Source organism: Desulforamulus aeronauticus DSM 10349 (assembly GCF_900142375.1).
GTDB lineage: Bacteria > Bacillota > Desulfotomaculia > Desulfotomaculales > Desulfotomaculaceae > Desulfotomaculum > Desulfotomaculum aeronauticum.
Window position 1 is genome coordinate 1 of the sequence record NZ_FRAR01000024.1, and the last position, 26,235, is coordinate 26,235.

The window sequence follows — 26,235 nt, forward strand, 5'->3', positions numbered from 1 at the left end:
CAGTAAAGATAGAGCTTGAGAAGATATTCCCGACGGTAAGGTTTTTGCCCCGCTTTAGTGCCCGAATACATCTGAAACCCCAATTCTTCCAGGGCCAAACTATCGACGTAAGCATCAATGACTCGGACAGGATTTTCTTCTGCTACAAAGTCGTCCAACGTATTTGGCAGTAAATGAATTTGATGTCTATCTTCACCCTCAATATATGGCATACGAGCTCATCTCCTTTGATATGGAGATTCGACAAAAGCCAGCCATTTTCATGCCCAAACGAAGACTTTTCAATAATTGTTAGACAGTCTGACGTACGGTTTGATGAGGGGGAAGCCATGAAAGTGGTTTCCCTACTCTATTATTTCTTATAAAAAATTCATGTAAACATATAATGCAATTTTAACTATCATTCTTCATAGAATTTTATTAGAATTAATCCTAATTTTCTGGAAAATAATACTTATCTATGTTAGAATTCTGGTATGGTGAAAGGAGGGGATGAAGTGAATATCTATAAGTTGTTTTATTCTGAGAATAAACCAGATTTAGATAAAAACTTGTTGGTTTATATCACCGGGAAATGCCAATCGGTTTTTGGGCTTAAGGTTATTCCAGAAACCTATAGAGATTTTATGAATTCCTTATATGATTACTTTTACCAAAAAAAGATAAGACAGCACATTATGACTAATCATAAGTTTATATCCCTTATCAAAAACCATAAAATTTTAGGGCTTGAAATAGCAGATATCAGATTTGTTCAGGATGAAGAATTAAAAATTACTAAGAATGAGGTATATTTTGAGCTATGTAAAGGGTTAAATAATGAAGACTATCACAAAATTATAGAGTCACTAGAATTTCTATTAAGTGATGGCTTTCATATTTTTAGAGTGGATTTTTTTATAGAAACATCTACTGGAGGAGAAAGAATTTTAGTTCACCAGAATGGAACAATATCGTTTGCGATTAGCCCAGATATAATGGAAAGTTCTATACAAAAGAATAAAATATTAGATTTTCTAGTGAAGGGACCAGAGGTTATCTGTGAGGGATAAATTGCTAAAGGTGTTTATTGATCTATTATCGGTATGGATAGTTTTTTGTGTTGTTGGTAATCCCATTATTAAGATTATAAAATACGTTGGGATAACTGATAGTAGGGGAATTACTTTGGTTTTAGTCTCGATCTTCGGTTTTATATGCTATCTTTGTAACCATCTAATATTCAGTGTACTCCTAAAAAAATTAACATTAACAATATCATTTAGAAATAATAGTAACCACAAAGTTCGGAAAATTAGAATAGCTTGTCAAGATGTGATGGCAACTAGAGGAAACTTTAAGCTAGATATTTCAATATATGGTGGTAATTTAATAACTAACGGAATATTAAATTGGTTGGGTAGTGATATTCTTATACACTATAGGCCTGATTCCTATGATACTGAAATACCAGATGGATGGGCAAATTCAAAGGCTGATAATTTGTTCATTGATGGAGAAGGTATTGTAAGGTATTATTGGACAGACTGTGTTTCTGGTCAAGGGGAAATATCTGAGAATAAGTGTATGCAATTGAGACCAGAGTTAATTATTTGTCCTAAGAGGTTTGATGTTCCATTATGTCGAGTATATGTAGAAGTTGCTAGTAGTAAAAAGAAATGTGAGATTAAAAGATTTTTGTTTAGCTTAATAAGCAGTTGGTTAGTTAGTGTAAAACAAGTAGAATTTAGCATAGGACTGAAGGTGTAATAGGTGAGTAGTACAACTATACTATTATTATCAGATGAAATAAGTAATTTAGAGTGTGTCATTGAACAAGTATTAAGTATTCGGGTAGAGGAAGAACTTAAGAAGGTTCCCGTTAATGTCCTATATAAACTTCAAGGAAATGATAGGTTTTTAATTTCTGAGTGGAGGCAATTTGAGGATTATAGTAACGACATTTGTAAATTAACCATGCCTGATGGTGCGGACATTAGAATACTGATTAGAGAAGCATATGTTGAGACTTCTAGACAGTTGAAGAACATGTTTGATAAGGAAGGACACCTATTACCTAAAGTCGAAAGAATCATAACTGAAAATATAAGAACAGTATTTTTTGAAGTTAATAAAAAAGTTTATGCAATTTTATATACCACGTATTCTACCTCGATTAAAAAGATAAAACAAAGATTGTTTAATGAAGACTTACAAATTGAAGCTAATAATATAGATTATTCAATTAACGGGGAATTATTTTATTGGCTTTTATACATATACGAAGAAAAAAATAGATTAATTGCTGAAAGGTTTGAAATAGAGGCAATAGCAGGGTTTCTTGGTAACATTGCTGATGAAAATCACAAGATTAAAGGCGAAAGTGTAGATACTCCTAGTCTCTTAGTTACCAAGGCATTTGTAAGTAAATATCATCCATTTCGGGCTTTAGATGTTATGCTGAAATATGACGATTATAGATTAAACTTTGCATTTAACGATTTAGGTGAGTGTTCTCTTAATTCTGGTTGCAGAATACCTAATAGTACTTACGATAAAGAAATTTCTTCAGCAATTATTATTTATGCATTTATTATTCCATTACTTGATAAATTGTTTAAGAATGACAAAGACTGGTCTTCTCAAAAGAAAAAAGATTTTGCCAAAAATGTTGGAATTGAGGTTATCAAGGAGATTGCAACTTTTCACGGAATAAATTTAAAAGACATTTAATACTACCCACCACCCGGTGGGTTTTCTATTTCTCCTAAAAACGCAAAAACTATGATTCTGGCAGCTTGTTTACAAATATTTTTATCATTTTGTCAATATCCCAGACAGGTGACTAAGTGCCCCTACCTCATCGTAGGGCCTTTTTCTGTTTTCCCATTAATCAGCAGTTAATGACGAAACATGTCGGAATATTAGTCAAGGATACGTAAGCGACAAACCCACCGTCACCTAGATTCACACATACAAAACTGATACACTGGGCTACGAAAAACTTGAAAAACCACTAGTGGTAAATCAAGTAGAACTGGAGTATCAGCAATATGAATACTAGAGAAATAGCTGCGGAATACCGTTTAGCGCACTGGACACAGATCGTGCGCAGAAAAACTGAAAGCGGCCTTAGTATTAAAGCCTTCTGTGCAAGTGAGGGATTCCGTGAGAACACCTACTACTATTGGCAGCGGAAACTGCGGGAAATGGCTTGCGAACAGCTTGTAGAAATTCAAACCGGTGATGCAAAGCCGCATTCCCTAATCCCACCAGGATTTGCCGAATTGAAAATTACAAAAGCACATGAAAACCTACCGATTCAGGATGATGCCAAACAGGGTGAAATCCGCATTGAACTTGGAGGAATGCGGATTGCTGCGGACAGCGCCTATCCGGTAGAAAAGATAACCGCACTGCTTAGCCTATTTAAACAGCTATGCTAAGCCTTGCCGGAAAACGGGTATTTCTCGCCTGCGGTCAAACAGATATGAGGAAAAGCATCAACGGGCTTGCCGCCGTTGTGGAAGGAAGTTTCAAACTTGACCTCTGTGACGGGGCAGTGTTCGTATTCTGCAACAGAAGCCGCGACCGCATAAAAATATTGGAATGGGATGGCGACGGGTTCTGGCTTCACTTCAAACGTCTGGAAAAAGGACATTTCCGGTGGCCAACGTCCGGTGAGGAACAAACCCTTGTGCTTACAGGTGAGGAATTGTCAATTCTTTTAGGTGGGACAAGGGTGGCATTAAAGCTAAAACGGGAAGAGCTGATTGGAAAAAGAATTACATAAAAAACATGTAGAAAAAGCTACTAAAACAGGCAAAAACACTTGAATTTCGAAGATTTTCGTGACAATAGTAAGCTATGGAAACTGCTAAAAATTGGTCCGAAATAGTAGCAAAAAAGGATGCCCGTATAGCCGAACTGGAGGTGCTCGTAAAATTTTACGAGGAACAGTTTCGGCTTTCTAAACATCGCCAATTTGGACCATCAAGCGAAAAGGGCTGTTTGCCCGGTCAGCTTGGTCTGTTTGACGAGGTTGAAAATGTGGCTGATTTACAAAAAACCGAACCCAAGCTCGAAGAAATTGCCTATACCCGCCGCAAACGCATTGGCAAAAGAAAAGATGACCTATCAGCGTTGCCGGTGGAGATGGTGGAACATACACTTCCCGAAGAAGAACGGGTCTGCCCTGAATGCGGTGGAATGCTGCATGAAATGGGACATGATACCCGGCGCGAGCTTGTAATCATTCCGCCCCAGGTCAAGGTTGTGGAGCATAGACGTGCAGTACTCTCCTGCCGGAACTGCGAAAAAAATGGCGATCATGTGCCTATAGTAAAGGCTGAAATACCTAGGCCTTTAATCAGTGGCAGCCTTGCTTCGCCATCTGCAGTGGCCCACATCATAACACAAAAATATGTCATGCACACACCGCTATACCGGCAGGAGCAAGACTGGAAAAGGCAGGGGGTTCGACTTTCCCGCCAGACTATGGCCAACTGGATCATCCGCTGTAGTGAGGATTGGCTGTCGCCAGTTTACGAGCGAATGAAGGCTATATTGCTGATGCAGGATGTACTTCATGCTGACGAGACCACCGTGCAGGTTCTACGGGAGCCTGGGAAGTCTGCCGTTTCAAACAGCTATATGTGGTTGTACAGGACAAGTGGGGATACAAAACGGCAGGTTGTTCTCTTTGAGTATCAACCCAGCCGGTCAAGCACCCACCCGCGGCAGTTTTTAAAGGATTTTAGGGGCTTCCTGCACACGGACGGCTACGCTGCCTATCACACATTGCCCGGGGTCACCGTTGTGGGCTGTTGGGTTCATATGCGGCGTAAATTCGAGGATGCCCTTAAGGTTATTCCAGATTCCGAAAGGGCTGTATCATCAGCAAATGATGCTGTTAGGCTCATTGGTTCGCTTTTCCATCTGGAAGATCAGTGGGAAAGTTTAACCCCTGAAGAACGGCACAAACTGAGATTAGAAAAATCTAAGCCTTTGGCAGAGGATTTTTTGGGATGGCTTCAAACGCTGACTGTCCTTCCCAAAACCGCTATGGGAAAGGCAGTGCATTATGCATTGGAACAGCGCGAATGGCTAATGAATGTCTACCTTGACGGGCGTACTGAACTTTCGAACAACCTGGCAGAGAATGCCGTGCGTCCTTTTGCCCTGGGCCGCAAAAATTGGTTATTCTGCAATACTGTCAAAGGCGCTGCATCAAGCTCGGTGGTTTATTCAATCATAGAAACCGCCAAAGCAAACGGGCTGCTGCCCTTTGAATACATGAAATTCCTACTTGAAGCCGTTCCGTCCGCATCTATTCGGGAATTGGATGCCCTATTACCGTGGGGCGAAGCTATTCCTGAAAAATGCCGGATGCCGATGAAAAAGGAGAATGCCCGAGATGCCAAAGAACACTGCATCTAAATTTATGATGACCTTTGTCCAGGAATATCTGGACGGAGAGCGCAGTCGCTTGGATTTTGATCTTGATTTCAACCACTACCTGATAAAGCATTATGCAAAAATGGAACGCGAAAATCCTGATCTGGCTGAATGCTTTAATTTTTACCTAGCTGAGGACGGATTTGACCAAGCGGTGGGCCTGTCGGATGACCGGCACCGAAGGCTAATTCAAAAACAATTTAACAAATTCAAAGCGGCCTTGCGTGATGGATTTTTCTAGGGGGAGCCAATTATCCATATCCCCTTCATCCATTCCAGGGCGCTTTTTTATGTTAGCATACCCGGGGTGCTGATAACAGGTGATGCAGGGTTTGACGCTTACAAGGATACAGAGGTGAGGCTGTCAAATGAAACAGAAGAAAAGTAGTATTTCACTAAAAAAAAGGGGGGTGGAAACCAAAATCATTTTAATTAACCAACTGATTAAAGGGGGTCAAATTAAATTGAAAGAGGTAATAAAAATGAAAAAAGTAAAAGTCTGTGTAAGTTTATTTGTCTTATTTATGTTTTTTCTGCTAGGAACGAATGCGAATGCAGCAACAGTTGGACAACAATTAAAAGAACCAGAAGTAGGATGGAAAAGATATGATGATACTGATAGTAAAATTATATATACTGGATCTTTTATTAAAGTTGTTGATGCTTATGCATACAATAATAGCAGTACATATTCTGGAACGGTCCTTGATGGATCTACTATATCATTCCATTTCTCAGGTACAAAATTTAGAATCATAACAAGTGTGCACACATCTGACAGAAGTACAAAAACTAACGTTGTAGTAGACGGTAATATCGTAGGTAGTTACAGTCCATTAGGAACAACTACGCCACAATGTTTAATATATGAAATAACAGGTTTAACTAATGCGAGACATCATGTTCAATTAATACAAGTTGAAGCAGGAAGAATCATGTTAGACGCTATTGATATTGATAGCACAGGTAGCTTAATAGACTACTATCAACCTACCAACCTAACAGCAACTGCAGGTAACGCCCAAGTAAACCTCTCCTGGACTGCTGTAGCAGGTGCTACTGGATACAATGTCAAAAGAGCCACAACAGCAGGTGGCCCGTATACAACTATCGCCACCAGTGTAACTGAGGCAGTATATACAGATTCCACAGTAACCAATGGCACAACATACTATTATGTAGTTACAGCAGTTAGCAATGATGGCGAGAGTGATCCCTCAAACGAAGTATCGGCTACTCCCCAAGACCAATCATCTGGGGGCACTGGCGGGAAGGCAATATTAGTAATTACTATGGCCAATGGGATGGAGAAAGAGTACGACCTCACCATGTCCGAGATTAATGCATTTATAAACTGGTATAACAGCCGAACAGCTCCGTACTATACCATAAGTAAAAACTATAATCTCGGGCCTTTCCAAAGCCGGAAAGATTATATTGTCCAAGATAAAATAGTTAACTTTGAAGTGATGGAATACTAATCTAACAATTATAGCCCCAGCCGAAGCCGGGGCTATGTTTTTTTGTTAAAACAGGCTTTAACAAAATAGTAAAATAAATAAATTTTGCGGTTTACAAATATATTTTTATTTTGTTATCTCTCCCCACTTAATCATCCTCGATAGAATGTATTAAGTGGGGAGAGATAATTCAGTGCTGGAAAGCTATCTTACTTATTCATCAAATCCTAAACTGATCTTTAATAGAAGAATTTCCATACCAAATATCTTAATGTACGTATCAAACCTTAAGCCCCGCTTCATTATTGATAGTGTGAAAGATACCAAACCATTTATCAATTTCATAGTGTTAACCTCCTTAAAATTTAGGCCAACACTGGAATATCATACGCCCCACAATTAGAGTATAATCAATGCAGCTAAAAAATATAGGTGGATAATTTTACCGATTGATTAACCGTACATATGTTTGTTAAACTTAAGGCAAACAAATGTACGGGAGACGACACCATGAGCAAAATATACAAACAACCGGTTACAATGCAGCTAGGCCCTGGTGGTCAGCCGTTTAGCTTTTCCTGGAAAGGTAAGTGGCACCTTATCGAAAGGTGTTACCCCGTGGAGGTACAATTTCGCGACCATCAATTTTATCGCAGCATTGGCCGTGACCCTTACGCTGATTGTTACCGATGCGTGACCGATGATGGCATTGACTGCGATTTGGTGAAGGAAAAAGGCAGCTGGCTAATCGAAAGGGTGTGGGATTAGTGGGGCGGTGTGATAGCTGCAGATACTATGTTACGGTAAAAGGGCAGACTGCCAGCCGCCGATTGTGCGTGGCCGGGGTTAAGGCTTATAGGTCAGGGAGTAGGGTGCTGAATGATACTGTGGATGTTATGGAGTTAATCTTGGTGTTAGGAAAGGAAAAACTTGAGGCCATGATTGGCCGTGGCGGCGAGAATAAGATGGCCTGTGGGGAGTTTGAGAAGGGAAGAACTTAATTAATATGTCCTCTTTATGCCCTAGTAGCGACACAGTTACTAGGGTTATTCTTTTATAAAAAAGATAAGGAGGAAGAAGATGCCTACAACAACACCCAATTTGGGACTTAAAAAACCACTGGGCAATGAAATTTTCAATCGTCAGGTGTATAACGAAAACCTAGATTTGATGGATCAAAACGCTGCTAAAAAGATGGTTCTTGATGCGCATTTGGCCAACTACACGCAGGAATTAAAAACCGTCAGTAAACAATCCGTCACTTTGCCTCACGGTCTAAGCGTCCTAAACGCACCAAGGGCAGCACAGCTAAAGCCGAAGTTTAAAGGGCGGCAGTTGGTTAACTTGTTGGGGCGTGACGGGAATTGTGAGGATGCGGGGAAGTGGGGTAAAATCTATGGGGATTTATCTCTAGATACAGACAAGGTTTATGGCAATAACTCAATAAAATTAGCATCAACAGCGGTAAACGATTATTGTGTTTTGTTTAGCAGAAACATCGATATTGACCCTAATAAACACTATATTCTAATCGGCAATGTTAAGCTAACAAGCGGTAAAAACGCATATGTGCGCTGCTGTAAAATAGATGGCAGTATATCTATAGGCACCACAAAATTGGTTACGACAACAGGAGGATGGCAATTAAGTTATGCCAAGATAACCCCAACGCAATTAGCTAGATTTACTCAAATCAGAGTAGATGGCGTTCTAGCTGCGTCTGCTATTGGACAGATGGCAAACTTTGACGGCATTCGCCTCTATGAAATTACCCAAGCCGAATACAACGAAATCGACACACTAACACCCGAGCAATTTGCAGAACGCTACCCTTACGTTGACTCCTTCCAGTGTGTGCAAAATCCTGCTGTGAGGGTTGAAGGGGAGAATTTATTTAATCCCTTGAATTACAAGGGCGTTGGTGGTGCTGGCGTTAACTTCATTGACTTCTATCCAACCAAAATATCCATTAAAAATGCTTCCTCGCAAGCAATAGCTGTGTACTCGTTTAAACTAATACCTAATCAAGTGTATACGCTCCGAGTAAAGAAGAATTTTAAAGAATATGGCGCCGCAGACGTTTACGCAAATAACCAGGAAACTTTTTTAAAAGGAACTGGAGCAGGAGAGTTGGTACAATTTACTACCCCCGCACAGTTTGATACTATTGACATCTTTTTTTATAACAGCGTAAATAACATACCTGAGATTATTTTTTCGGATATTATGCTCGTCCTCGGCGACAGACTTCCAACCGAATTAAAACCGCATAACCCCTCTCACCTCTACCTACAAACCCCTCTATATGAAGGCGAAACGCTGGAGGAAATAGACGGTAATTGGGTGCGGACTAAGAAGTGGGAGAAGAAGGTGTTGGATGGGAGTTTGCCTTGGGAAAACTGGACTCGTGACACAGGAATAAAAAGAGTTCGGGTGCCAATAGTTAATGCAGTTCGTTATTTTGGATTCTGTGTTAAATATGACGGAAAGGTTCTTATATCTCAGACTAATGGAGATTTGCCACACCCTGGAGATACATTCTTTGTTTATGATAATAACTATGTTTATTTTGATATAAACATCACGGAATGTGGTTGGGGCGAAAACTACACCCCAACAGTAGATGAGATTAAGGCGTATTTTATGGGTTGGAAGATGCACCAAACCGGTTTAGCAGGGGCACCGTATGTTTCTGGAAATAAATACTGGGCAAATATAGCAAAAACCAAAGGTGGTGTAGATTTAACAGGTTGTGTTGATGGTGTTGATTATAACGTAACAACAATACCAACAACTTCTTACCCAGAGTGGACTCCTTATCTACTCCACTACCAACTCGCCACTCCCACCACCGAAGTAGTACCGCATGAAGGCGAACTTACCTTACATGAGGGTGAGAATCAAGTAGAAGTGTTTGAGGGTGTTGTGGTAAGGGAATTGGCGAAACCTTACACAGCAGGTAATGGTATTACAAGTATTAATGGCGGTAGTCCAAGTGCGGTAACTAATAATAAGGCATTGCAGATTTTAGCTGTTTATAAAAATAAAATTGTTGATTTTTCTTGGCAAAAGTCTGCAAGAACATCATTAATAGATATTTATGGTATTGGGGCGGCTAATATTATGGACGTTAGTAAATATGACCCGACCGCCCAATACAGCGTAACCTACCAAGCACTACCAGAAGAGTTTACCGCACCTCTCCTTAGTGTTGACGCTACCTACGACACCAACATCAAGTCAACTGTAGACACTCTGGTTGACGAGTTGGCTAAAGTTGCCACAAAGGCAGATGTTGGATTTAAAAGTGTATCAGACCACTTGGCCGATTTAGCGGCACACGGTGGGATACAACACAAAAATATTTTACATAACTGGGATTTTAGAAAAAAACCAGTAAATCAGCGTGGCATATCTGTGTACTCGGGTGGCGGATACAGTCTCGATAGGTGGCGAACAACGTCATCTGTAATGCAGGTTAACATCTATGATGGTTTTATCAAAGTAAGTAACGCTGACACAGGTGCGAAAAGCTTTTCGCAGATAATCGAGTCGCTTCTACCTGGATACTACGCTCTTTCGGTAATGCTATCAGACGGTTCCGTGTTTAGTGCGACCGCACACGTGAATGAAGACGTTGCGCTAGGTGCTACCGGAAAACACACAAATGCGCAAACTCTGATTCCGGGTCTTTCTGTTTTAATAGGAGATCTTAATGGATATCCTGCATTTAAAATAGTTATCGACACCGGAAAGTCGTTTAACATTGCAGCAGCGAAGCTAGAGCGCGGTAAAATTTCAACGCTGTCAAACGATACACCAGCAGACTACGGGGAGCAATTAGCATTATGTCAAAGGTATGCAACATTTATTGGATATCAAGAATTCCGCGTGTCCCATATCGCCACCGACTATCTTACATTTACAATACCTATTCCAGTAACTATGCGTTTAACACCAAGCTTGGAAAAGGGCAGCATTATAGTAATGAATGTATCAAGTACTCAACAGAGCGGGTTTACACTGCAATATCAGGCTAGAGATAACGGTATAAGGGTTGTTACAACAAAAGCGTCACATGGGCTTAGTGATGCAATCCTTAGAATTAATGCTGATGCATTATTTTCAGCAGACTTATAGGGGGTGCTAACCAATGGATAAAACATACATTGACACCGATGAAAGCATCGAAGAATACATTGACAACTACATTGTCTATGTCAAAACCGATGAAAACTCCAATATCACCGCAATTAACTCCTCTGCCTTTCTTCAAGACACAACCGATTGGAATAAAATTGATGAAGGCATTGGAGATGTATACCATCATGCCCAAGGCAACTACTTGGAAAAGGGTTTATTTGATAATAATGGTTGCTACAATTATAAGTTAGTTGATAGCATAATCCTCGAACGTACTGACGAGGAAAAGCAAATTGAAATCAGTGTCCGCCCGGTGCCGGAGCCTAGTGAGATAGAGTTACTGAAGAAACGGGCAGATCAAACAGAAGCTGATAACCTCACCGCATTGGAAGAGATTGCGGGAGCTTATGAAAAGGCCCTACTGCTGGAGGCTGAAAACGCCCAGTTAAAAGAGAGATTGGCAGCAGTAGAGGCAGATAATCTTACATCTCTAGAGAAGATTACAGAAACCTATGAAAAATCATTGTTGCTGGAGGCTGATAACACTCAATTAAAAGAAAGGTTAATAGTAGCAGAAGCAGATAACATCACAGCGCTGAAGGGCACGGCGTTGGTTTATGAAAAGACCTTGGATCTTGAAACCGAAAACGCTCAGCTAAAAGAAAAGTTAGCTGCAGCAGAAGTCGATACCCTTACTGCTTTAGAGGGTACAGCCACGGTATACGAAGAATTGCTAGCATTAAAAGAACAAATCAAAGGAGGTTCAACATGGCAGAGGTCTATTTTAAACTTATTAAAGCGGGGCGGCGAATAATCGACCAAGTACCGGATCACCTTAAGGAAGAAGTACAGGCGATGCTGGATGCTGAACAGTTAGAATTATAACAGACTTAAAAAGCGACAATCATGATAAAATTACGTATTAGATTTAATTATGGCCGGGGCTTAGTGCTCCGGTCCTTAATACTAATGGCGTGGGGGATTAAGCTATGATGACCCGCGAACAGTTGCAAAAACTTTTGGAGCAGCGGAAATCCAAGAAGAAATGATGCTACTCAGATCAGCGATGGAAAAAAGAGGGCACCCCGAGAACGTAACGAGTTTTGTGTAAATGGGAATACTTACCACAAAGGAGGAAGTACCATTTATGCAAAACTCGTCTTTTATTAAGGATTTAGCAAAGGGTTGCCGCACAGTTGAGGATGTTCAAGAAAAACTTAAGAATTTGTTTAAGGACACACTGCAAGAAGTATTTGAAGCTGAGATGGATGAACATCTAGGCTATGAAAAGCATGATGCTGTTGGCAAAAACAGTGGTAATAACCGCAATGGTTACAGTAAAAAGAAAGTCAAGACTAGGTTTGGTAAAACAGAACTGGATATTCCCCGGGATCGTAACGGAGAATTTGAACCCCAGATAGTAAAGAAGTACCAAACAACCTCAAATCAACTTGAAGATCAAGTTATCGCAATGTATGGCAAAGGCATGTCCACTCGGGATATTGAAGACCATATGCGTGACATTTACGGTATTGATGTTTCGCCAACAATGGTTAGCAGAATTACAGATAAAATTATGCCAATGGTATCTGAATGGCAATCCAGAGCCTTAGATAGGGTATATCCCATTGTCTTTTTAGATGCTATCCACTTCAAAGTACGTCAGGAAAACAGGATCGTTAATAAAGCTGCCTACAGTGTTCTTGGTATAACAGTAGACGGACATAAGGAAATATTAGGTATTTGGGTTGGTGAGCATGAGAGTTTAAAATTCTGGCTTGGCGTGTGTAATGATCTTAAGAATCGTGGCGTAAAAGATATTCTCATAGCTTGTAAAGACGGGCTTTCCGGCTTTTCTGAGGCTATCAACACCGCTTTCCCGAAAACACAAATCCAACTCTGTGTAATTCATCAAATACGTAATACCCTTAAATATGTACCCTATAAGTATCAAAAAGAATTAATGACTGATTTAAAGAGAGTTTACCAGGCATTAACCTTAGAGGAAGCAGGGTTTGCCTTTGAAGAATTCAAAGAAAAGTGGGGTAGTAAATACCCTGCGGTAATTAGATCTTGGGAAAACAATTGGGTTGAGTTAACCACCTATTTTCAATATCCCAGAGAAATACGGCGAATGATCTATACGACTAATGTTATCGAAGGTTATCATCGGCAACTAAGAAAAGTAACTAAAACAAAAACGGCCTATCCCTCAGATGAAGCATTAGTAAAAGTTCTATACTTAGCTACACTAGATATATCCAGGAAGTGGACAATGCCTTTAAGAGACTGGCGAGAATGCATATCTCAGTTTCTAATATTTTTTGGTGATCGTCTCGATAGAAGGGTTGTAGGATAATAATTTGGGGCTTCGCCCCAGAGTTTAACGCTTTAGTTCTCCCAGAAGTAGGATAAATAATAAAGGGGCAACCACAACAGTTACCCCTACTTCCGGCAGAAACCTATCTGGCGCTCAGGTTGCTCTCCAGCAGTGCCCTATCCTCCAGATAGGCAAGAGCCACGAATATTATCACCATTTATTGGCAAAATAATTCTAAGTAAGCAATTTAATAAAAATCCATTTACACAGAATTTTTTACACTCCCGGCACCCACCCCTGAAAAAACAGCTTCAATATAATACCTACTTTTGTTGCTCAACTGTGTGGTGCAGGTCTCCCAGTCTCGGATACTGGCAGGGTCTATTTCACATAGTTGGGCAAACTCATTTTGCTTTAGCCCAAGGAGGTGCCGCAGGTTCCGAAAGCGAATTCTTAAGTCATTATTCCGGTAAGAATCCGGAGTAATCAGAAACACTCCTGGGGATACACAAAATATCTTCGATAGTTTCAATGCCGTCGGTACTCTCGGTATCCATCGATCGCGCATAAGGCTACTGATTGTCTCCTTGGCTAACCCAGAGATTTTTGATAACTCATAAATAAATGTGTTTGTTTCTGTTAGCAATAACCGCAACCTCTCGCCGATGGTTAGTGACATATCAAACTCCTCTAATGGCGGCACTTTTTTTAAAGCTTTTATTACATTAACTCTTACCATTTCAATGTCCTTCTCTAACTCCCTACCTACATCAAGAGCAAGTCCAAATGTGTTTATACTGTTCCACTGCTTGTCCCGTACATATCCTTAGATTGTCGGTGTTAGGCCTAGTTACTGTGGTGGTGCTGGCCTTGCTGAGGTTGTTCAGATTTCCCTGGCGTTTTATAGCCTGGGTGGCCATTTCTGTAGTGCTCTTTTATGCCCTAATGAAAACGGGAAATGAGAAGAAGCATCGGTTATGCACCGGTGCTTTTTAAGTCACTAATGGAATCGGGGGATCATATCCTATGATAAGGATTGATAAGGTTTGGCAAAGGGTGTTGATTGATGAAGAATTATAAGAAAGAATTAGAATTTCTTTTGGCCAGTGATGCGTTTAAGAGTATCATCAATTCTGATGTAGTAAAGTTATGTCAATTAAATGCGGTACTGGCTTTGCTTATTAAACTGTGCATTCCCTTTGATACAGCCTTTTCGCCGGGAACCAGAAGAGAGGCTTCTGCAATTGAACTGGTTGTCTATATTAACCCAGTCACCACGATAAACTTTGTGTTAAATTTGGAATCAGGCAGCAGTGTTTTTACTGGCCCTCTGCCTTAATAAATGAACTAATAATTCTCAGCATCCCATGGAAGCTGGAACAAGGTCACAGCCCCTTTATGCAACTCATAAACCTTACCACTGATTGGATAAGGATTATTGATAAAACTGCTACGCCCAATCATCATGGCTTGTCGGAGATCACTTTCTTCCTTTCTTAATAAGAGCAAGACCACATCCCGATTTGGAATCATCACTTGCAAGCGGCGGCTGTTGGACAAGCCATGCTGCCTTGGCGAGAGGATCAGTGATAAAAGACGACTGGAATCATAGGTGTCACCATAGTTAAAGCCATAGATTTCCCGATTCTTATCGAATAACTGCAAAGGTTTTACTAAATCCCGGAAGAAATTATCAATAGCGGTTTGATGGATGCTTTCCAAGGAAAACTCTAACCTATCTATGGTTGGTTTATCGATAAAAAAAATACGCATACCCTCGTCTAACACATAGGCAACGGAAAGATCCTCAGCCAGAGTAGTAGTAGCAATTCCTTTTGTTTCCTTTGGACCAACAATGATGGGGTAGATTCGCTGTAGATTTTCCTTGACATCCTGGTGATTAACACCACTCTCTCTTTTTAAATCTTTGATAAAGGGTGCCAGAACTTCTGCCACATATTGCTGGCGTAGAGAAGCATTTTGACGGCAATAACCACGGTAGAAATTCTCTAGGGACAAATCAATCCAGTATTCTCCTTTTTTCATGCGAATGGCAAAGTTGTCTAGATTGTAGATCAGCGATTTAGGCACTGTTTCCAAGATATATTCAGACACTATTTTTCGAAAAACTTGCCGGTCCATGTATATTCAACCCCCTTAACGCAGGTAACCATTGTTTGAGATATGTGCGCTACTGTAATATAATATCTTTAGAAGAAATATATGCGAGGGAATTCTTCTAGAGGGGGTTTTTCTATGGCTTTAGTAGAATTAACCGTGATTCCATTGGGGACAGGTTCTACCAGTTTAAGTGGATTTGTGGCCGGTTGTGTCAAGTTTTTGCAACAGGCAGAAGGCATCCAATATCAATTGACACCTATGGGTACGATTATCGAAGGGGAACTTTCAGTTGTTCTGGAGCTTGCACGGCAAATGCACGAACAACCCTTTTTGGCTGGCGCTGATCGGGTTACCACAACCATCCGTATTGATGATCGCAGGGATAAAGAAGCTACTATGCAGGGGAAAGTGGCTGCTGTGGAAAGTAAACTAATTTCAGCAGGTGGCACCGACTGATGGAGTATTACAAAGGTCTCATGAACAGTTTGGCTAGGGGAGTGGTATCTCCTGTCTATTTACTATATGGGGAAGAAGAATACCTGAAAGAAAAAGCAGTGGCTAAGTTTAGAGAGGTTTTATTACCCCAGGCTGCGGATTTTAACTTGGACCTACTGGATGGTGAAACTGCCGAATTGCCTTCTGTCGTAGCCCTAGCAGAAAATCTGCCCTTTATGGCCGAACGCCGGCTCGTTATTGTCAAAAGTGCCCCCTGGTTTTCCAGTAAGGGAAAGTCTGGCGGAGATCCGGCAGCAGAGGGAAAGGCAGGGAGTCAGGAAGGAATACTGCTGCAATATTTAAGTAACCCCTCACCAACCACCTGCCTTATATTTATTGCTAGGGATTCCGTGGATCGCCGCAAGAAACTTTTTAAGGCGGTGTCTGCCGCAGGGGCTGCCATTGATTTTAAAGCTTTGAAAGCACAAGAAATGGTTACCTGGGTAAACCAGAGACTAAAGGCTGCTAGTAAGCAGATTGAACCGGCGGCAGCTAAGGCTCTGGTAGAAGTGAATGGTAAATTAGGTTTACTAAATTTACAGCATGAGGTAGAGAAATTATTGTGCTATCTAGGGGAGCGAAACCTGGTAGAACTTCAAGATGTACAGCAAGTGGCCGTAAATAATATTGAGCAGAATATTTTTAACGTCGTGGACGATGTTGCTTCAGGCCAAACTTCCAGAGCCTTACATGGTATTCGTGAATTATTGGCACAGAAAGAACAACCACCCAAAATACTGGCCCTACTGGCCCGCCAATTCCGCATTGCTCTCCAGGTGGCTATTTTAGCTAAAGAGGGTTATGCTGAAAGGGAAATGGCCAGCCGCCTAGGATTGCCTGATTTTGTGGTAAGAAAAACACTGCAACAGTGCCAGCGTAGCGGCGCTACCAAAATACGTCGGGCACTTCAGCAGTTAGCCGAACTGGATGCCGATATGAAAAGAGGCCAACAGGATTTTCCGTCGGCTATTGAAACTATGTTAATTAATTTCAGTAGATCGTAAATTTATCCTAAATAATAACTGTAAGGTTAGTTTGGGTATGGCATTATCATTTTCTGATGGTGCCAAATCCAGTCGGTATGCATGAAAGCAAAAAACCACCCGTTGGGTGGTTTTGTTAACGTGTGTGATTGTTTAGCCAGCTTTGTTAAATCTCTTGGTAAGGCGAGATTTCTTTCTGGCAGCGGCATTTTTATGTAAAACGCCCTTGGTAACTGCTTTATCTAAAGCGACCAACGCTTTACGAAGAGTAGTCTCAGCTACTTCACGACTTTCAGATTTTAAAGCTACTTCGTATTTGCGAATGGCAGTTTTAACGGCGGATTTAATACTAGCGTTACGAATGGTACGCTTCTGAGCAATTTCAACCCGCTTGATGGCAGACTTAATATTAGGCAAATTTTCTCACCTCCCCAACAAGCAGTATTTTACCACGGGCATTTGTAAAATGCAAGTAAACTTTCGTATATCATCTCCTAAATTGGTGAATCCTAAAAACAGATTTAATTATTAGGGGGTGATTTACTTGTTAGGAATGGTGGTTAGATTCATTGTTTCTGCACTGGTATTGATTGTTGTGAGTTGGCTTTCGCCTGGTTTTGTAGTTAAGGGTGGTTTCATTGGGGCGCTCATTGCTGCGGTTGTCATTGCCGTTCTGGGCTACATAGCCGAAAGCTTGCTGGGAGACAGGGTTTCGCCCCAAAGACGCGGACTGGTGGGTTTTGTAACTGCAGCCGTTGTGATTTACCTGGCCCAGTTTATTATTCCAAATCTGCTCAGCGTCAGTATTTTTGGTGCCTTAATCTCTGCTTTCATTATTGGACTTATTGATGCCTTTGTTCCCACAGTGGTGAGATAAGTAAGGATCTTTTTTAAAAAGCCCGGCTTCCGGGCTTTTTATATTTACCACCCTAAACCGTAATTAAAGAAGTGGTCAAAAAAGTAAAAATCATACCCCTCTATGGTACGGCATATCCATTATAAAAAACAAGCCCCACAGGGGGGTGATTTAATTTTAGCTCGCAAAAGGAAAGCATCCTTATATTGGATCATCATCCTTAGCCTAATTGTCTTCTATGGTCTATGGCAGAACACAACCGTTGGGACTCAGAGATTATTGAATGTATCTGTAAAGTGGCTGGTTTCTCAAGCATTACAAGACCCTCGGGCCATGATTTTAACCTCCATGCCAGCATTGGCCTGGCAGGATACACCCGAAGAAATGGAAAGTCCCAGTCGGGCGTTGGTCTCCTGGTTAGCTGGTGTTACCCGTATCGATAGTACTCCTGCGGGTATCCTAGCAGTCCAAATACCATTCTTGAGGCAGGTACAAACTATGGGTTTACCAGTGATTAAGGTGGGTCAGGAAGTACCTGTTCAAAAAACGATAGAGGTAGGAGATGAAGACAAAGATGTACTGGTCGGAATTTACAATACCCATACCGGAGAAACCTATTCCCGGACCGATGGTACTGATCGATTAGAAGGACAACGGGGAGGGGTTGTTAAGGTAGCCCAAGCCGTACAGGAGGTACTGGAAAAAGAGTACTCCTTTCGGGTAACCCGTTCGGATACCATTCATGATACCCGCTATGCTACATCCTATCTGGAGTCTGAAAAGACAGCCAAGGAAATGGTTGCCAACCATACTAAAATGATTACCATGCTGGATATCCACCGGGATGCCGGACGCAGCCATCAGGATAGTCTGGTAACTGTTAAGGGACAACAGGTTGCACCTATTTTATTCATTATCGGATCCGATGCTCGACGACCTTTCCCTAACTGGAAGCAAAACTATGCCTTCGCCTGTCGCCTGGCAGCTAAAATGGATGAATTGTATCCAGGTCTTTGCCTGGGAGTTCGCGTAAAGGAAGGTCGCTATAACCAGCAGTTACATCCTGGGGCCATTTTGGTGGAAGTGGGCACCGACAATAACTCCCTGGAGGAAGCTGTAGCCAGTGGCAAAATGCTGGCGGAGGCCCTGGCAAAACTACTCGAAGAAGAAATAGAAGTTAAGAAAGCTAGCCAACCAATAGAGGAGAAGCAGGAAAACAATCTGGAACAGAAAGAATTTGAGGATGAAGGAAAAGATCAAATGGTAGAAAATGTATAGACAATAAATGTAAGGTACATCCTTATAAAAATAGGGAGGTGCCTTTTTTATGCGACGAATAGGTTTTATTGCCATTACGCTGTGTGCATTTTTTATTTTAATGGGTTTAGGAATAACCATATCTGTCAAGCAGTTCAATCAGATGGTATTACCGGAGCAACCCCTTAAGATATATGAAGTCGTAGAGAAGGAACCAGAGATCCTGCAAATTGAACTGCTTGGGGAGACCTGTTCTGTCAATGTGGCCAACATTAAACAACAGGTGGCAACCGGCAAGGAACAGGTTGAGAAGAAGTGGCAGAAATTTAGAAATGACCCGCAGTTACATAAGCAAGTGGAAAGTGCAACAATCTTGGTAAAAAGACAATGGCAGGCACTGATACGGACCGAGGAAGTAAGGGCCGTTAACCAGTGGGTGAAGGACCAACTATAACGGATATTCTAAGTCGCAAAAAGTTGAAGCTGGTCAAATCCGGTGCTATAATAGAAGAGTATGTCTTTTTTAAACTAGGGGGAGTATTGAATGGCAACACCTCAACACCGTATTAGGAACTTCTGTATTATAGCACACATTGATCATGGAAAATCTACTTTAGCCGATCGGATATTAGAACATACCGGTGCCCTAAGTCAGAGAGAAATGACCGAGCAATTCTTGGATAAAATGGATTTGGAGAGGGAACGGGGCATCACCATTAAACTGCAGGCAGTAAGACTCTTTCACAAAGCCGCAGACGGTGAAGAATATCAACTGAACCTTATTGATACCCCTGGGCATGTGGACTTTACCTACGAAGTATCACGCAGCTTGGCGGCTTGTGAAGGGGCCCTGCTGGTGGTGGATTCTTCCCAGGGTATTGAGGCGCAAACTTTGGCCAACGTGTATTTAGCTCTAGAAAATGATCTGGAAATTATTCCGGTTATCAATAAAATCGATCTTCCCAGCGCCGAACCCGATCGGGTGAAGCAGGAAGTTGAGGATGTTATCGGCTTAGACACTTCGGAAGCAGTTCTGGCCTCTGCTAAAACCGGCCTTGGTATCAATGAAATTTTGGAGCAGGTAGTAACGAAGATTCCCCCGCCAAAGGGTGAGGCCACTGCTCCACTCCAGGCTTTGATCTTTGATTCCCACTTTGATGCTTACCGGGGCGTTATTGCCTACATTCGGGTGGTGCAGGGTACCTTAAAGCCCGGTATGCGCATTCGCATGATGGCTACCCAAAAGGAATTCGAAGTGACTGAAGTGGGAGTTTTTAATCCCCGGATGACTTTCATAGATGAGCTCAATACCGGCGAAGTTGGCTTTGTCACTGCCAGCATGAAGAACGTTCAGGACGTACGGGTCGGTGATACCATTACCACAGCCCAAAATCCGGCATTGGCACCATTGCCTGGCTACCGGCAGGTAACACCGATGGTCTTCTGTGGTCTTTATCCGGTGGATACAGTAGACTACGAAGATTTAAGGGACTCTTTGGACAAGCTGAAACTTAATGACGCTTCCCTTATCTATGAACCAGAAACCTCCGATGCCTTGGGCTTTGGTTTCCGCTGCGGTTTCTTAGGGCTGCTGCATATGGAAATTATTCAAGAGCGTCTGGAACGGGAATATGGCATTAATTTAATTACCACTGCACCCAGTGTGGTTTATCGGGTAACCACCACCAAGGGTGAAACCCTAGAGATTGATAACCCGTCTAATTTACCGCCGGTTAATAATATTGAAAAGATAGAAGAACCCTTTGTAAAAGCAACGGTTATGGTGCCAAAGGATTTTGTGGGCACAGTGATGGAATTGTGTCAGGGAAAACGCGGTATTTACAGTAATATGGAATACATGGGTGTCAACCGTGTTATGCTGACCTACGACATTCCCTTATCAGAAATTATTTATGACTTTTTCGATCAACTGAAATCCCGCACCAAAGGTTACGCTTCTCTGGACTATGAGATGAATGGCTATCGTGAATCCGATCTGGTAAAACTGGATATTCTGCTAAATGGCGAGGTTCTAGATGCCCTGTCCTGTATTGTGCACCGGGAAAGAGCCTATACTAGAGGAAGAGGTCTTTGCGAAAAACTACGTTCTTTGATTCCCAGACAAATGTTTGAAATTCCTATTCAAGCAACCATTGGCAATAAAATTATTGCCAGGGAAACCGTTAAGGCTATGCGCAAGGACGTATTGGCTAAGTGTTACGGTGGTGATATCAGCCGTAAGAGAAAGCTGTTAGAGAAGCAAAAAGAAGGTAAAAAACGTATGAAACAAGTGGGCAATGTGGAAATACCCCAGGAAGCCTTTATGGCGGTATTAAGCATTGAAGAATAGGAGTCGTTATGACTTGTTATTTGAAAAATCTAACCTCAGTGATAAAAAAGGCCGGTATCAATAAATTAACCAAGGATCAGCGTAAAGCGGTAGATTCTACTGTTCGCAGTCTGACTGGCGCCCAAGGAAGCTGTCCAGAAGTGTGGCCGGTGGTTAAAGGCTGGTTAGCGGAACCCGGCCATGAAGAATTGTTAGTTAAGGAAATTAAGGATAAGCTGGTGCTACCACCATGTCCGTAGGACTCTATATTCATGTACCCTTTTGCCTCCGCAAGTGTCTATACTGCGATTTTACCTCTTATCCCCGGCAGGAGGAGCAGGTACAGCTTTATTTGCAGAGTCTGACAGCGGAAATGGTTCTTTATGGAGACCGGCTAGATGCAAGGCATAAATCTATCAAAACTATTTTTGTGGGCGGTGGTACACCCACTTGCCTGAGGCCGGAATATTTGGCCGGGATTTTGGAGCAGGTAGGGAAAGTTTTCTCTATTGAACAGGGCGCGGAAATTACCACCGAGGCTAATCCCGGTACAGTGAACCTACCGGCCCTCAAAGAGCTGAGGGCCGTGGGATTTAACAGACTCAGCCTGGGAGTTCAATCCACTCACCGAGAACTACTTCGTTTAATCGGGCGAATTCATACCTTTTCAGAAGCCCGGCAAGCAGTGACAGAAGCCCGCATAGCAGGTTTTGAGAATATCAACCTGGATCTGATTTTTGGTTTACCTACGCAGACTGCCGCCCAGTGGCGGCAGTCTTTACATGAGATCATGGCTTTACAGCCGGAACATATTTCATGCTATGGATTACAGCTAGAAGAAAATACTCCGCTGACCAAAGCGGTGGAACAGGGGCAACTAAAACCCTGCCCGGAAGAAGAGGAACTGGCCATGTATCAGATGGCCCGCCAACTCTTGGGTGAAAATGGCTATCAACACTACGAAATATCTAACTTCGCCCAAGCGGGTTACCAATGCCGTCATAACCTGCTTTACTGGCAAAACCAAGCCTATTTGGGACTAGGGCCGGCCGCCCATTCCTATCTTAACCAAAGCCGCTGGGGCAATGTGGAGGGCATAGAGGAGTATGCTTCCTTGGTAAAACAAGGGCAAAGGCCAGTGGCTGAAAAAACAACCCTTACCATAAAGGAGCAAATGGAAGAAACTGTCTTCCTAGGCCTGAGAATGCTCGAGGGTGTAAACGTAGAGTCCTTTCAACAAAGATTTGGCAAATCTCTGCAAGAGATTTTTGGCAAACAAGTCAGCAGTTTAACCGCCAAAGGTTTACTAGAACAATCCTTTGGGCATCTTAAATTAACAGAGAAAGCATTACCTTTAGCCAACCAAGTGTTTGCTGAATTTGTCTAAGCCCTTGATAGCACTTTCAGAGAATGATCATGTCGTGGGGTATGGTGTATCCTGGCATCATCAGAAATTTATGAAACAGCCTTGGGCTGACACACCAATACCCTTGACTTTTTTTTGCCCATTTGTTAAATTCTATGTATAATTAGCACTCAATACGAGTGAGTGCTAACACCCTTCCAGGGGGTGCAGGCAGGAGGTGTGCCGACGTGAAAATGGATGAACGTAAACAACAGATTCTGTTGGCCATCATCAAAGATTATATTGATACTGCTGAACCGGTTGGTTCGCGTACTATATCACGCCGCTACAAACTAGGGGTCAGTGCGGCTACTATTCGTAATGAAATGGCGGATCTGGAAGATATGGGATTCATTGAACAGCCCCATACATCAGCCGGGCGCATTCCCTCAAACCTAGGCTATCGCTATTATGTAGATTGCCTGATGCAGCGGGAGCAGCTTACGGAGGAAGAAGAGGGGGCTATCCGCAACGGCTACGAAGATAAAGTGCGGGAAGTGGGGGAAGTCCTTAACCGTACCGGCAGACTGTTGGCCAATCTTACTAATTATACCGCTTTGGTGCAGACGCCACGGATGGGTATCAGTACGGTTAAGCACATTCAACTGGTGCTAATGGCATCTGGTCAGGCCATGATCATTGTAGTAATGGATACTGGTGCAGTAAATCATCAAATTATTTCAATACCAGAGAACATTACCCAGCAGGATCTAGACCAGATTTCTAGCGTACTCAATGCCAAACTTCAGGGTAGAACAATGGGTAGCATTCGACTTACCTTGATTAAGGAAATCTATTTTGAACTGGCTAAACACAGGAATATACTAGATTTGGCTATTGAGTTAATGAAGGATAAGATTCCTTCGGTAAAGGAGGATAAGATCTACCTCGAGGGAGTATTTAATATCCTGAACCAACCGGAGTTTCATAACGTAGATAAGGTGAAAGTGCTTCTCTCACTGTTGGAGCAAGAAGATAAAGTAAAGGATATTTTAAAGCAACCGAATCAAGGTCTAGGTGTTACTATTAAGATTGGCAGTGAGAATAGCCAACAAGAGATTCAGGATTGCAGCATGATTACTGCCACCTACCAGATAGGAGACAGAATCCTTGGCACCATTGGGGTACTAGGCCCTACGCGGATGGATTATGCCAAGGTGGTAACGGTGGTAGATAGTATGTCTCGCAATCTTTCCCGAACCCTGGAACGTATTCTCAAGGGTAACGGATAATATAAGGGGGAACCATTGTAGTGAGTCTCAAACAACAGGCCAGTCAGGGGGCCGAAGTTAATGAAAAACTGGCAGCCTTGATGACCAACGCCAACGCTGTGCGGGCGATTGCCTCGGCAGTGGAGGGAACCCTGGGACCCAAGGGACTGGATACCATGCTGGTAGATAAATTTGGTGAGGTGGTTATTACCAATGATGGTGTAACCATCCTGACCATGATGGAAGCGAACCACCCTGCGGCCCGTATGGTTATCAATATTGCCAAATCTCAGCAGGAGGAGATTGGCGACGGCACTACCACTGCCACCGTTATGGCGGGTGCTTTAGTAAGTACCGGGGTGGAGCAGGTGGCGAAAGGAGTACCGGTGGCTCGGGTTATTGAAGGAGTTCGGGCAGGCGTGCGGCGAGCGCTGGAAGTGATGCAGGAGCAAGCCACACCGCTAGAAGATTTGCAACATCCCTGGCTAAACCAAGTGGCTTTAGTAGCTGGCCGGGAACACCAGGATATTGCCGATCTGGTGGTGGAAGCGGCCCGACTAATTGGCAAAGATAAGCTTTTAGATGCCAACTTTAAGTTATCCGATACCGTGATGTCGGAAGAAGGGGCCAACAATCAGGTATTCATGGGGGTTATCGTCAACAAAGAAACCCTGAATAAGCAAATGCCACAGCAGTTGGCAGATGCTAAGGTTCTGATTATTGATGACGCACTGGAACCGGAGCAAATTGAAGACGGAGCACTGGGGACCGAAACTGGTTTTGCCCGTTACCTGGAGCTACAGGCTGAATTTAAAGCGAATATCCAAAAAATAATTGATATCGGCACGGGCTTGGTATTAGTGGACCGGGGAGTGGCTGATACGGCTGAAGAGATGTTAACCGATGCTGGAATTATGGTCGTACAGCGGGTACTTAATAAAGAACTGCGGCGTGCTGCTGAACATACCGGGGCCCGTGTTGTGAAACGCACCAGCCTTAAGAAAGAAGCGGCTGAATTAGAAAAATACTTAGGTTTTGCGAAAAACGTAGTGGGCAATGAAAAACTGGAGCAGCTCTGGATATTAGATGGCCGTGGCAAGCCTATGGCCACCGTGTTGGTGGGAGCCGCCACCGAGGAAGTGGTAGGGGAACGCGAACGTATTGCCAAGGATGCAGCGAGTTCTGTGCAGGCCGCCGTCAAAGGTGGCGTAGTACCGGGGGGAGGTTCCCTAGAGTTGGCTGTGTCCCGGGAAGTGGAGAAGGTTAGAGAGAATACTCGTGGTATGGCTGCCTATGGGGTTAGCTGTGTGGCGGAGACACTTAGACGGCCGATGTCTCAAATTGTCTCCAATGCAGGCTTTAACCACCTGGAAAAAATTGGTGATGTACTGGCCAGTCAGGTAGAACAAAATAAAAACTCGTTGGCTGTGGATTGTGACAGCGGCGAGATTGCAGATATGTTTGAACTGGGTGTTTTGGACCCAGCCCTGGTAAAGATCCATGCACTAAAAGCCGCCGGTGAAATTGCCGAGGCCATATTACGCATTGACACCATTATAAAAATGAGAGACTACCAACAACCTACAACAAACTCATTAGAGAGGTGATCAAGTGACCGAAGAAAATAAGCAACAGGGTCAAGAAACAATTTTGGAAGAACAACCAGTTGAGGAGCAAAACAACGAGACCGGTGCAACAGCAACCAATAACCAGAATTTGCCCGATGACCCAAACGAATTAAAGAAAATGCTGTTGGAGAAGATGGCAGAAGCTGAAAATAACTATAACTGGGCACTGAGGTTGCAGGCAGATTACGAGAACCTGCGCCGGCGTACCCGTCAGGAACGGGAAGAACTACTCAAGTATGGTTCAGAGCAACTTATTAAAAATTTATTGCCTGTGATGGATAACTTTGCCAGAGCCCTTAACTCCGCCGGGGATGGTGGAGAGAAATTTATCAATGGTGTAGAAATGATCCAACGCCAGCTCAATGATGTTTTAAGCAACGAAGGTCTAGCTCCCATACCTGCACTGGAAGAGCCCTTCGACCCCAACCTGCATGATGCTGTAATGCAAGTAGAAGACAGCGATCAACCAGAGAACACCGTCGTAGAGGAACTACTGACAGGGTACTACTTAAAGGGGAAAGTGATTCGGCATTCGATGGTAAAAGTGGCGAAGTAATAGCCGTTAGCTGTTTTACCTTTAACAATGTTGTT

General features: G+C 42.6%; 31 protein-coding genes. 27 read left to right on the top strand and 4 right to left on the bottom strand.

Annotated features, from left to right (window positions below):
• On the bottom strand, positions 1-212 hold a 212-nt coding region (locus BUA78_RS15090; protein ID WP_476580464.1), incomplete at its 3' end, for a transposase.
• Positions 213-497: 285 nt separating this feature from the next.
• On the opposite strand from BUA78_RS15090, the gene BUA78_RS15095 reads away from it, so the two are divergent.
• The 14 genes from BUA78_RS15095 (at position 498) to BUA78_RS15155 (ending at position 13,398) form a co-directional block, all read left to right on the top strand.
• On the top strand, positions 498-1,052 hold the full coding sequence (locus tag BUA78_RS15095; protein WP_072916188.1) for a hypothetical protein: 555 nt from the start codon (positions 498-500) through the stop codon (positions 1,050-1,052).
• Positions 1,042-1,749, top strand: a complete 708-nt coding sequence (locus BUA78_RS15100; RefSeq protein ID WP_072916189.1) for a hypothetical protein — start codon at positions 1,042-1,044, stop codon at positions 1,747-1,749. Before BUA78_RS15095 ends, BUA78_RS15100 begins: the two co-directional genes overlap by 11 nt.
• A 3-nt stretch (positions 1,750-1,752) precedes the next feature.
• A complete protein-coding gene (locus BUA78_RS15105; protein ID WP_072916192.1) occupies positions 1,753-2,712 on the top strand; it encodes a hypothetical protein in 960 nt (319 codons plus the stop codon).
• Between the two features lie 320 nt (positions 2,713-3,032).
• Positions 3,033-3,425 (top strand): IS66 family insertion sequence element accessory protein TnpA, encoded by a 393-nt coding sequence (gene tnpA / locus BUA78_RS15110; protein ID WP_072916194.1) that lies wholly within the window; start codon positions 3,033-3,035, stop codon positions 3,423-3,425.
• 44 nt (positions 3,426-3,469) lie between these two features.
• Positions 3,470-3,772, top strand: a complete 303-nt coding sequence (gene tnpB, locus BUA78_RS21100) for an IS66 family insertion sequence element accessory protein TnpB (RefSeq protein ID WP_238456846.1) — start codon at positions 3,470-3,472, stop codon at positions 3,770-3,772.
• A 74-nt stretch (positions 3,773-3,846) separates the two neighbouring features.
• Positions 3,847-5,418, top strand: a complete 1,572-nt coding sequence (tnpC, locus tag BUA78_RS15120; protein ID WP_072916198.1) for an IS66 family transposase — start codon at positions 3,847-3,849, stop codon at positions 5,416-5,418.
• The gene (locus BUA78_RS15125) at positions 5,396-5,677 is read left to right on the top strand and encodes a hypothetical protein (RefSeq protein ID WP_072916201.1); all 282 of its coding nucleotides are present in this window, start codon (positions 5,396-5,398) and stop codon (positions 5,675-5,677) included. The genes tnpC and BUA78_RS15125 overlap by 23 nt, the downstream gene beginning before the upstream one ends.
• 127 nt (positions 5,678-5,804) lie before the next feature.
• A complete protein-coding gene (locus BUA78_RS15130; protein ID WP_084082456.1) occupies positions 5,805-6,917 on the top strand; it encodes a fibronectin type III domain-containing protein in 1,113 nt (370 codons plus the stop codon).
• A 489-nt stretch (positions 6,918-7,406) separates the two neighbouring features.
• Positions 7,407-7,664, top strand: coding sequence for a hypothetical protein (locus tag BUA78_RS15135; protein WP_072916203.1), 258 nt, complete (start codon positions 7,407-7,409; stop codon positions 7,662-7,664).
• Entirely contained in the window at positions 7,664-7,897 is a 234-nt protein-coding gene (locus BUA78_RS15140) for a hypothetical protein (protein ID WP_072916206.1), read from the top strand. Before BUA78_RS15135 ends, BUA78_RS15140 begins: the two co-directional genes overlap by 1 nt.
• 79 nt (positions 7,898-7,976) lie before the next feature.
• Complete coding sequence (locus tag BUA78_RS15145) at positions 7,977-11,036, top strand: hypothetical protein (protein WP_072916208.1); 3,060 nt, start codon at positions 7,977-7,979, stop codon at positions 11,034-11,036.
• A gap of 13 nt (positions 11,037-11,049) precedes the next feature.
• Positions 11,050-11,853 carry a hypothetical protein gene (locus BUA78_RS20290; RefSeq protein WP_072916210.1) on the top strand — a complete coding sequence of 268 codons (804 nt, stop codon included), beginning with the start codon at positions 11,050-11,052 and terminating at the stop codon, positions 11,851-11,853.
• Entirely contained in the window at positions 11,808-11,924 is a 117-nt protein-coding gene (locus BUA78_RS20500) for a CD1375 family protein (protein WP_207650509.1), read from the top strand. Before BUA78_RS20290 ends, BUA78_RS20500 begins: the two co-directional genes overlap by 46 nt.
• Positions 11,925-12,186: 262 nt before the next feature.
• A complete protein-coding gene (locus BUA78_RS15155) occupies positions 12,187-13,398 on the top strand; it encodes an IS256 family transposase (protein WP_072916213.1) in 1,212 nt (403 codons plus the stop codon).
• A 223-nt stretch (positions 13,399-13,621) separates the two neighbouring features.
• On the opposite strand, the gene BUA78_RS15160 is transcribed toward BUA78_RS15155, so the two are convergent.
• On the bottom strand, positions 13,622-14,098 hold the full coding sequence (locus tag BUA78_RS15160; protein WP_072916215.1) for a helix-turn-helix domain-containing protein: 477 nt from the start codon (positions 14,096-14,098) through the stop codon (positions 13,622-13,624).
• Positions 14,099-14,145: 47 nt separating this feature from the next.
• Between BUA78_RS15160 and BUA78_RS15165 the strand changes: the two genes are divergently transcribed.
• Both BUA78_RS15165 and BUA78_RS15170 read left to right on the top strand, forming a co-directional pair.
• Entirely contained in the window at positions 14,146-14,355 is a 210-nt protein-coding gene (locus BUA78_RS15165) for a hypothetical protein (protein WP_072916217.1), read from the top strand.
• A gap of 70 nt (positions 14,356-14,425) precedes the next feature.
• Entirely contained in the window at positions 14,426-14,698 is a 273-nt protein-coding gene (locus BUA78_RS15170) for a hypothetical protein (RefSeq protein WP_072916219.1), read from the top strand.
• Between the two features lie 8 nt (positions 14,699-14,706).
• On the opposite strand, the gene BUA78_RS15175 is transcribed toward BUA78_RS15170, so the two are convergent.
• Positions 14,707-15,501, bottom strand: a complete 795-nt coding sequence (locus BUA78_RS15175; RefSeq protein WP_072916221.1) for a DUF1444 family protein — start codon at positions 15,499-15,501, stop codon at positions 14,707-14,709.
• Between the two features lie 114 nt (positions 15,502-15,615).
• Here BUA78_RS15175 and BUA78_RS15180 point away from each other — a divergent pair, with 114 nt between their 5' ends.
• Complete coding sequence (locus BUA78_RS15180) at positions 15,616-15,936, top strand: MTH1187 family thiamine-binding protein (RefSeq protein WP_072916224.1); 321 nt, start codon at positions 15,616-15,618, stop codon at positions 15,934-15,936.
• Positions 15,936-16,979 carry a DNA polymerase III subunit delta gene (gene holA / locus BUA78_RS15185; protein ID WP_072916226.1) on the top strand — a complete coding sequence of 348 codons (1,044 nt, stop codon included), beginning with the start codon at positions 15,936-15,938 and terminating at the stop codon, positions 16,977-16,979. Before BUA78_RS15180 ends, holA begins: the two co-directional genes overlap by 1 nt.
• A 132-nt stretch (positions 16,980-17,111) precedes the next feature.
• On the opposite strand, the gene rpsT is transcribed toward holA, so the two are convergent.
• Complete coding sequence (gene rpsT / locus BUA78_RS15190; RefSeq protein WP_072916228.1) at positions 17,112-17,375, bottom strand: 30S ribosomal protein S20; 264 nt, start codon at positions 17,373-17,375, stop codon at positions 17,112-17,114.
• A 136-nt stretch (positions 17,376-17,511) separates the two neighbouring features.
• Between rpsT and BUA78_RS15195 the strand changes: the two genes are divergently transcribed.
• From BUA78_RS15195 to grpE, 9 genes are all read left to right on the top strand, one after another.
• Positions 17,512-17,835, top strand: a complete 324-nt coding sequence (locus tag BUA78_RS15195; RefSeq protein WP_072916375.1) for a phage holin family protein — start codon at positions 17,512-17,514, stop codon at positions 17,833-17,835.
• A gap of 258 nt (positions 17,836-18,093) precedes the next feature.
• Complete coding sequence (gene spoIIP, locus BUA78_RS15200; protein WP_238456847.1) at positions 18,094-19,092, top strand: stage II sporulation protein P; 999 nt, start codon at positions 18,094-18,096, stop codon at positions 19,090-19,092.
• Positions 19,093-19,141: 49 nt separating this feature from the next.
• Entirely contained in the window at positions 19,142-19,525 is a 384-nt protein-coding gene (locus tag BUA78_RS15205) for a hypothetical protein (RefSeq protein ID WP_072916231.1), read from the top strand.
• 90 nt (positions 19,526-19,615) lie between these two features.
• Positions 19,616-21,421 (top strand): translation elongation factor 4, encoded by a 1,806-nt coding sequence (gene lepA, locus BUA78_RS15210; protein WP_072916233.1) that lies wholly within the window; start codon positions 19,616-19,618, stop codon positions 21,419-21,421.
• 8 nt (positions 21,422-21,429) lie between these two features.
• Positions 21,430-21,660: a hypothetical protein gene (locus tag BUA78_RS15215; protein WP_072916236.1), complete on the top strand. Its 231-nt coding sequence runs from the start codon at positions 21,430-21,432 to the stop codon at positions 21,658-21,660.
• A complete protein-coding gene (hemW, locus tag BUA78_RS15220; protein WP_072916239.1) occupies positions 21,651-22,787 on the top strand; it encodes a radical SAM family heme chaperone HemW in 1,137 nt (378 codons plus the stop codon). Before BUA78_RS15215 ends, hemW begins: the two co-directional genes overlap by 10 nt.
• 206 nt (positions 22,788-22,993) lie before the next feature.
• Positions 22,994-24,037 (top strand): heat-inducible transcriptional repressor HrcA, encoded by a 1,044-nt coding sequence (gene hrcA, locus BUA78_RS15225; protein WP_072916241.1) that lies wholly within the window; start codon positions 22,994-22,996, stop codon positions 24,035-24,037.
• Between the two features lie 20 nt (positions 24,038-24,057).
• Positions 24,058-25,623: a TCP-1/cpn60 chaperonin family protein gene (locus BUA78_RS15230; protein ID WP_072916243.1), complete on the top strand. Its 1,566-nt coding sequence runs from the start codon at positions 24,058-24,060 to the stop codon at positions 25,621-25,623.
• Positions 25,624-25,627: 4 nt separating this feature from the next.
• Positions 25,628-26,200 carry a nucleotide exchange factor GrpE gene (gene grpE, locus BUA78_RS15235; protein WP_072916245.1) on the top strand — a complete coding sequence of 191 codons (573 nt, stop codon included), beginning with the start codon at positions 25,628-25,630 and terminating at the stop codon, positions 26,198-26,200.
• Positions 26,201-26,235 lie beyond the last annotated feature (35 nt).

What these genes read in the sequence shown, in the direction of transcription:
- tnpA (WP_072916194.1), top strand. Translation starts at nt 3,033, where the DNA reads ATGAATACTAGAGAAATAGCTGCGGAATACCGTTTAGCGCACTGGACA.
- tnpB (WP_238456846.1), top strand. Translation starts at nt 3,470, where the DNA reads ATGAGGAAAAGCATCAACGGGCTTGCCGCCGTTGTGGAAGGAAGTTTC.
- tnpC (WP_072916198.1), top strand. Translation starts at nt 3,847, where the DNA reads ATGGAAACTGCTAAAAATTGGTCCGAAATAGTAGCAAAAAAGGATGCC.
- BUA78_RS15125 (WP_072916201.1), top strand. Translation starts at nt 5,396, where the DNA reads ATGCCAAAGAACACTGCATCTAAATTTATGATGACCTTTGTCCAGGAA.
- BUA78_RS15130 (WP_084082456.1), top strand. Translation starts at nt 5,805, where the DNA reads ATGAAACAGAAGAAAAGTAGTATTTCACTAAAAAAAAGGGGGGTGGAA.
- BUA78_RS15135 (WP_072916203.1), top strand. Translation starts at nt 7,407, where the DNA reads ATGAGCAAAATATACAAACAACCGGTTACAATGCAGCTAGGCCCTGGT.
- BUA78_RS15145 (WP_072916208.1), top strand. Translation starts at nt 7,977, where the DNA reads ATGCCTACAACAACACCCAATTTGGGACTTAAAAAACCACTGGGCAAT.
- BUA78_RS20290 (WP_072916210.1), top strand. Translation starts at nt 11,050, where the DNA reads ATGGATAAAACATACATTGACACCGATGAAAGCATCGAAGAATACATT.
- BUA78_RS20500 (WP_207650509.1), top strand. Translation starts at nt 11,808, where the DNA reads ATGGCAGAGGTCTATTTTAAACTTATTAAAGCGGGGCGGCGAATAATC.
- BUA78_RS15155 (WP_072916213.1), top strand. Translation starts at nt 12,187, where the DNA reads ATGCAAAACTCGTCTTTTATTAAGGATTTAGCAAAGGGTTGCCGCACA.
- BUA78_RS15160 (WP_072916215.1), bottom strand. Translation starts at nt 14,098, where the DNA reads ATGGTAAGAGTTAATGTAATAAAAGCTTTAAAAAAAGTGCCGCCATTA.
- BUA78_RS15165 (WP_072916217.1), top strand. Translation starts at nt 14,146, where the DNA reads ATGTGTTTATACTGTTCCACTGCTTGTCCCGTACATATCCTTAGATTG.
- BUA78_RS15170 (WP_072916219.1), top strand. Translation starts at nt 14,426, where the DNA reads ATGAAGAATTATAAGAAAGAATTAGAATTTCTTTTGGCCAGTGATGCG.
- BUA78_RS15175 (WP_072916221.1), bottom strand. Translation starts at nt 15,501, where the DNA reads ATGGACCGGCAAGTTTTTCGAAAAATAGTGTCTGAATATATCTTGGAA.
- BUA78_RS15180 (WP_072916224.1), top strand. Translation starts at nt 15,616, where the DNA reads ATGGCTTTAGTAGAATTAACCGTGATTCCATTGGGGACAGGTTCTACC.
- holA (WP_072916226.1), top strand. Translation starts at nt 15,936, where the DNA reads ATGGAGTATTACAAAGGTCTCATGAACAGTTTGGCTAGGGGAGTGGTA.
- BUA78_RS15195 (WP_072916375.1), top strand. Translation starts at nt 17,512, where the DNA reads ATGGTGGTTAGATTCATTGTTTCTGCACTGGTATTGATTGTTGTGAGT.
- BUA78_RS15205 (WP_072916231.1), top strand. Translation starts at nt 19,142, where the DNA reads ATGCGACGAATAGGTTTTATTGCCATTACGCTGTGTGCATTTTTTATT.
- lepA (WP_072916233.1), top strand. Translation starts at nt 19,616, where the DNA reads ATGGCAACACCTCAACACCGTATTAGGAACTTCTGTATTATAGCACAC.
- BUA78_RS15215 (WP_072916236.1), top strand. Translation starts at nt 21,430, where the DNA reads ATGACTTGTTATTTGAAAAATCTAACCTCAGTGATAAAAAAGGCCGGT.
- hemW (WP_072916239.1), top strand. Translation starts at nt 21,651, where the DNA reads ATGTCCGTAGGACTCTATATTCATGTACCCTTTTGCCTCCGCAAGTGT.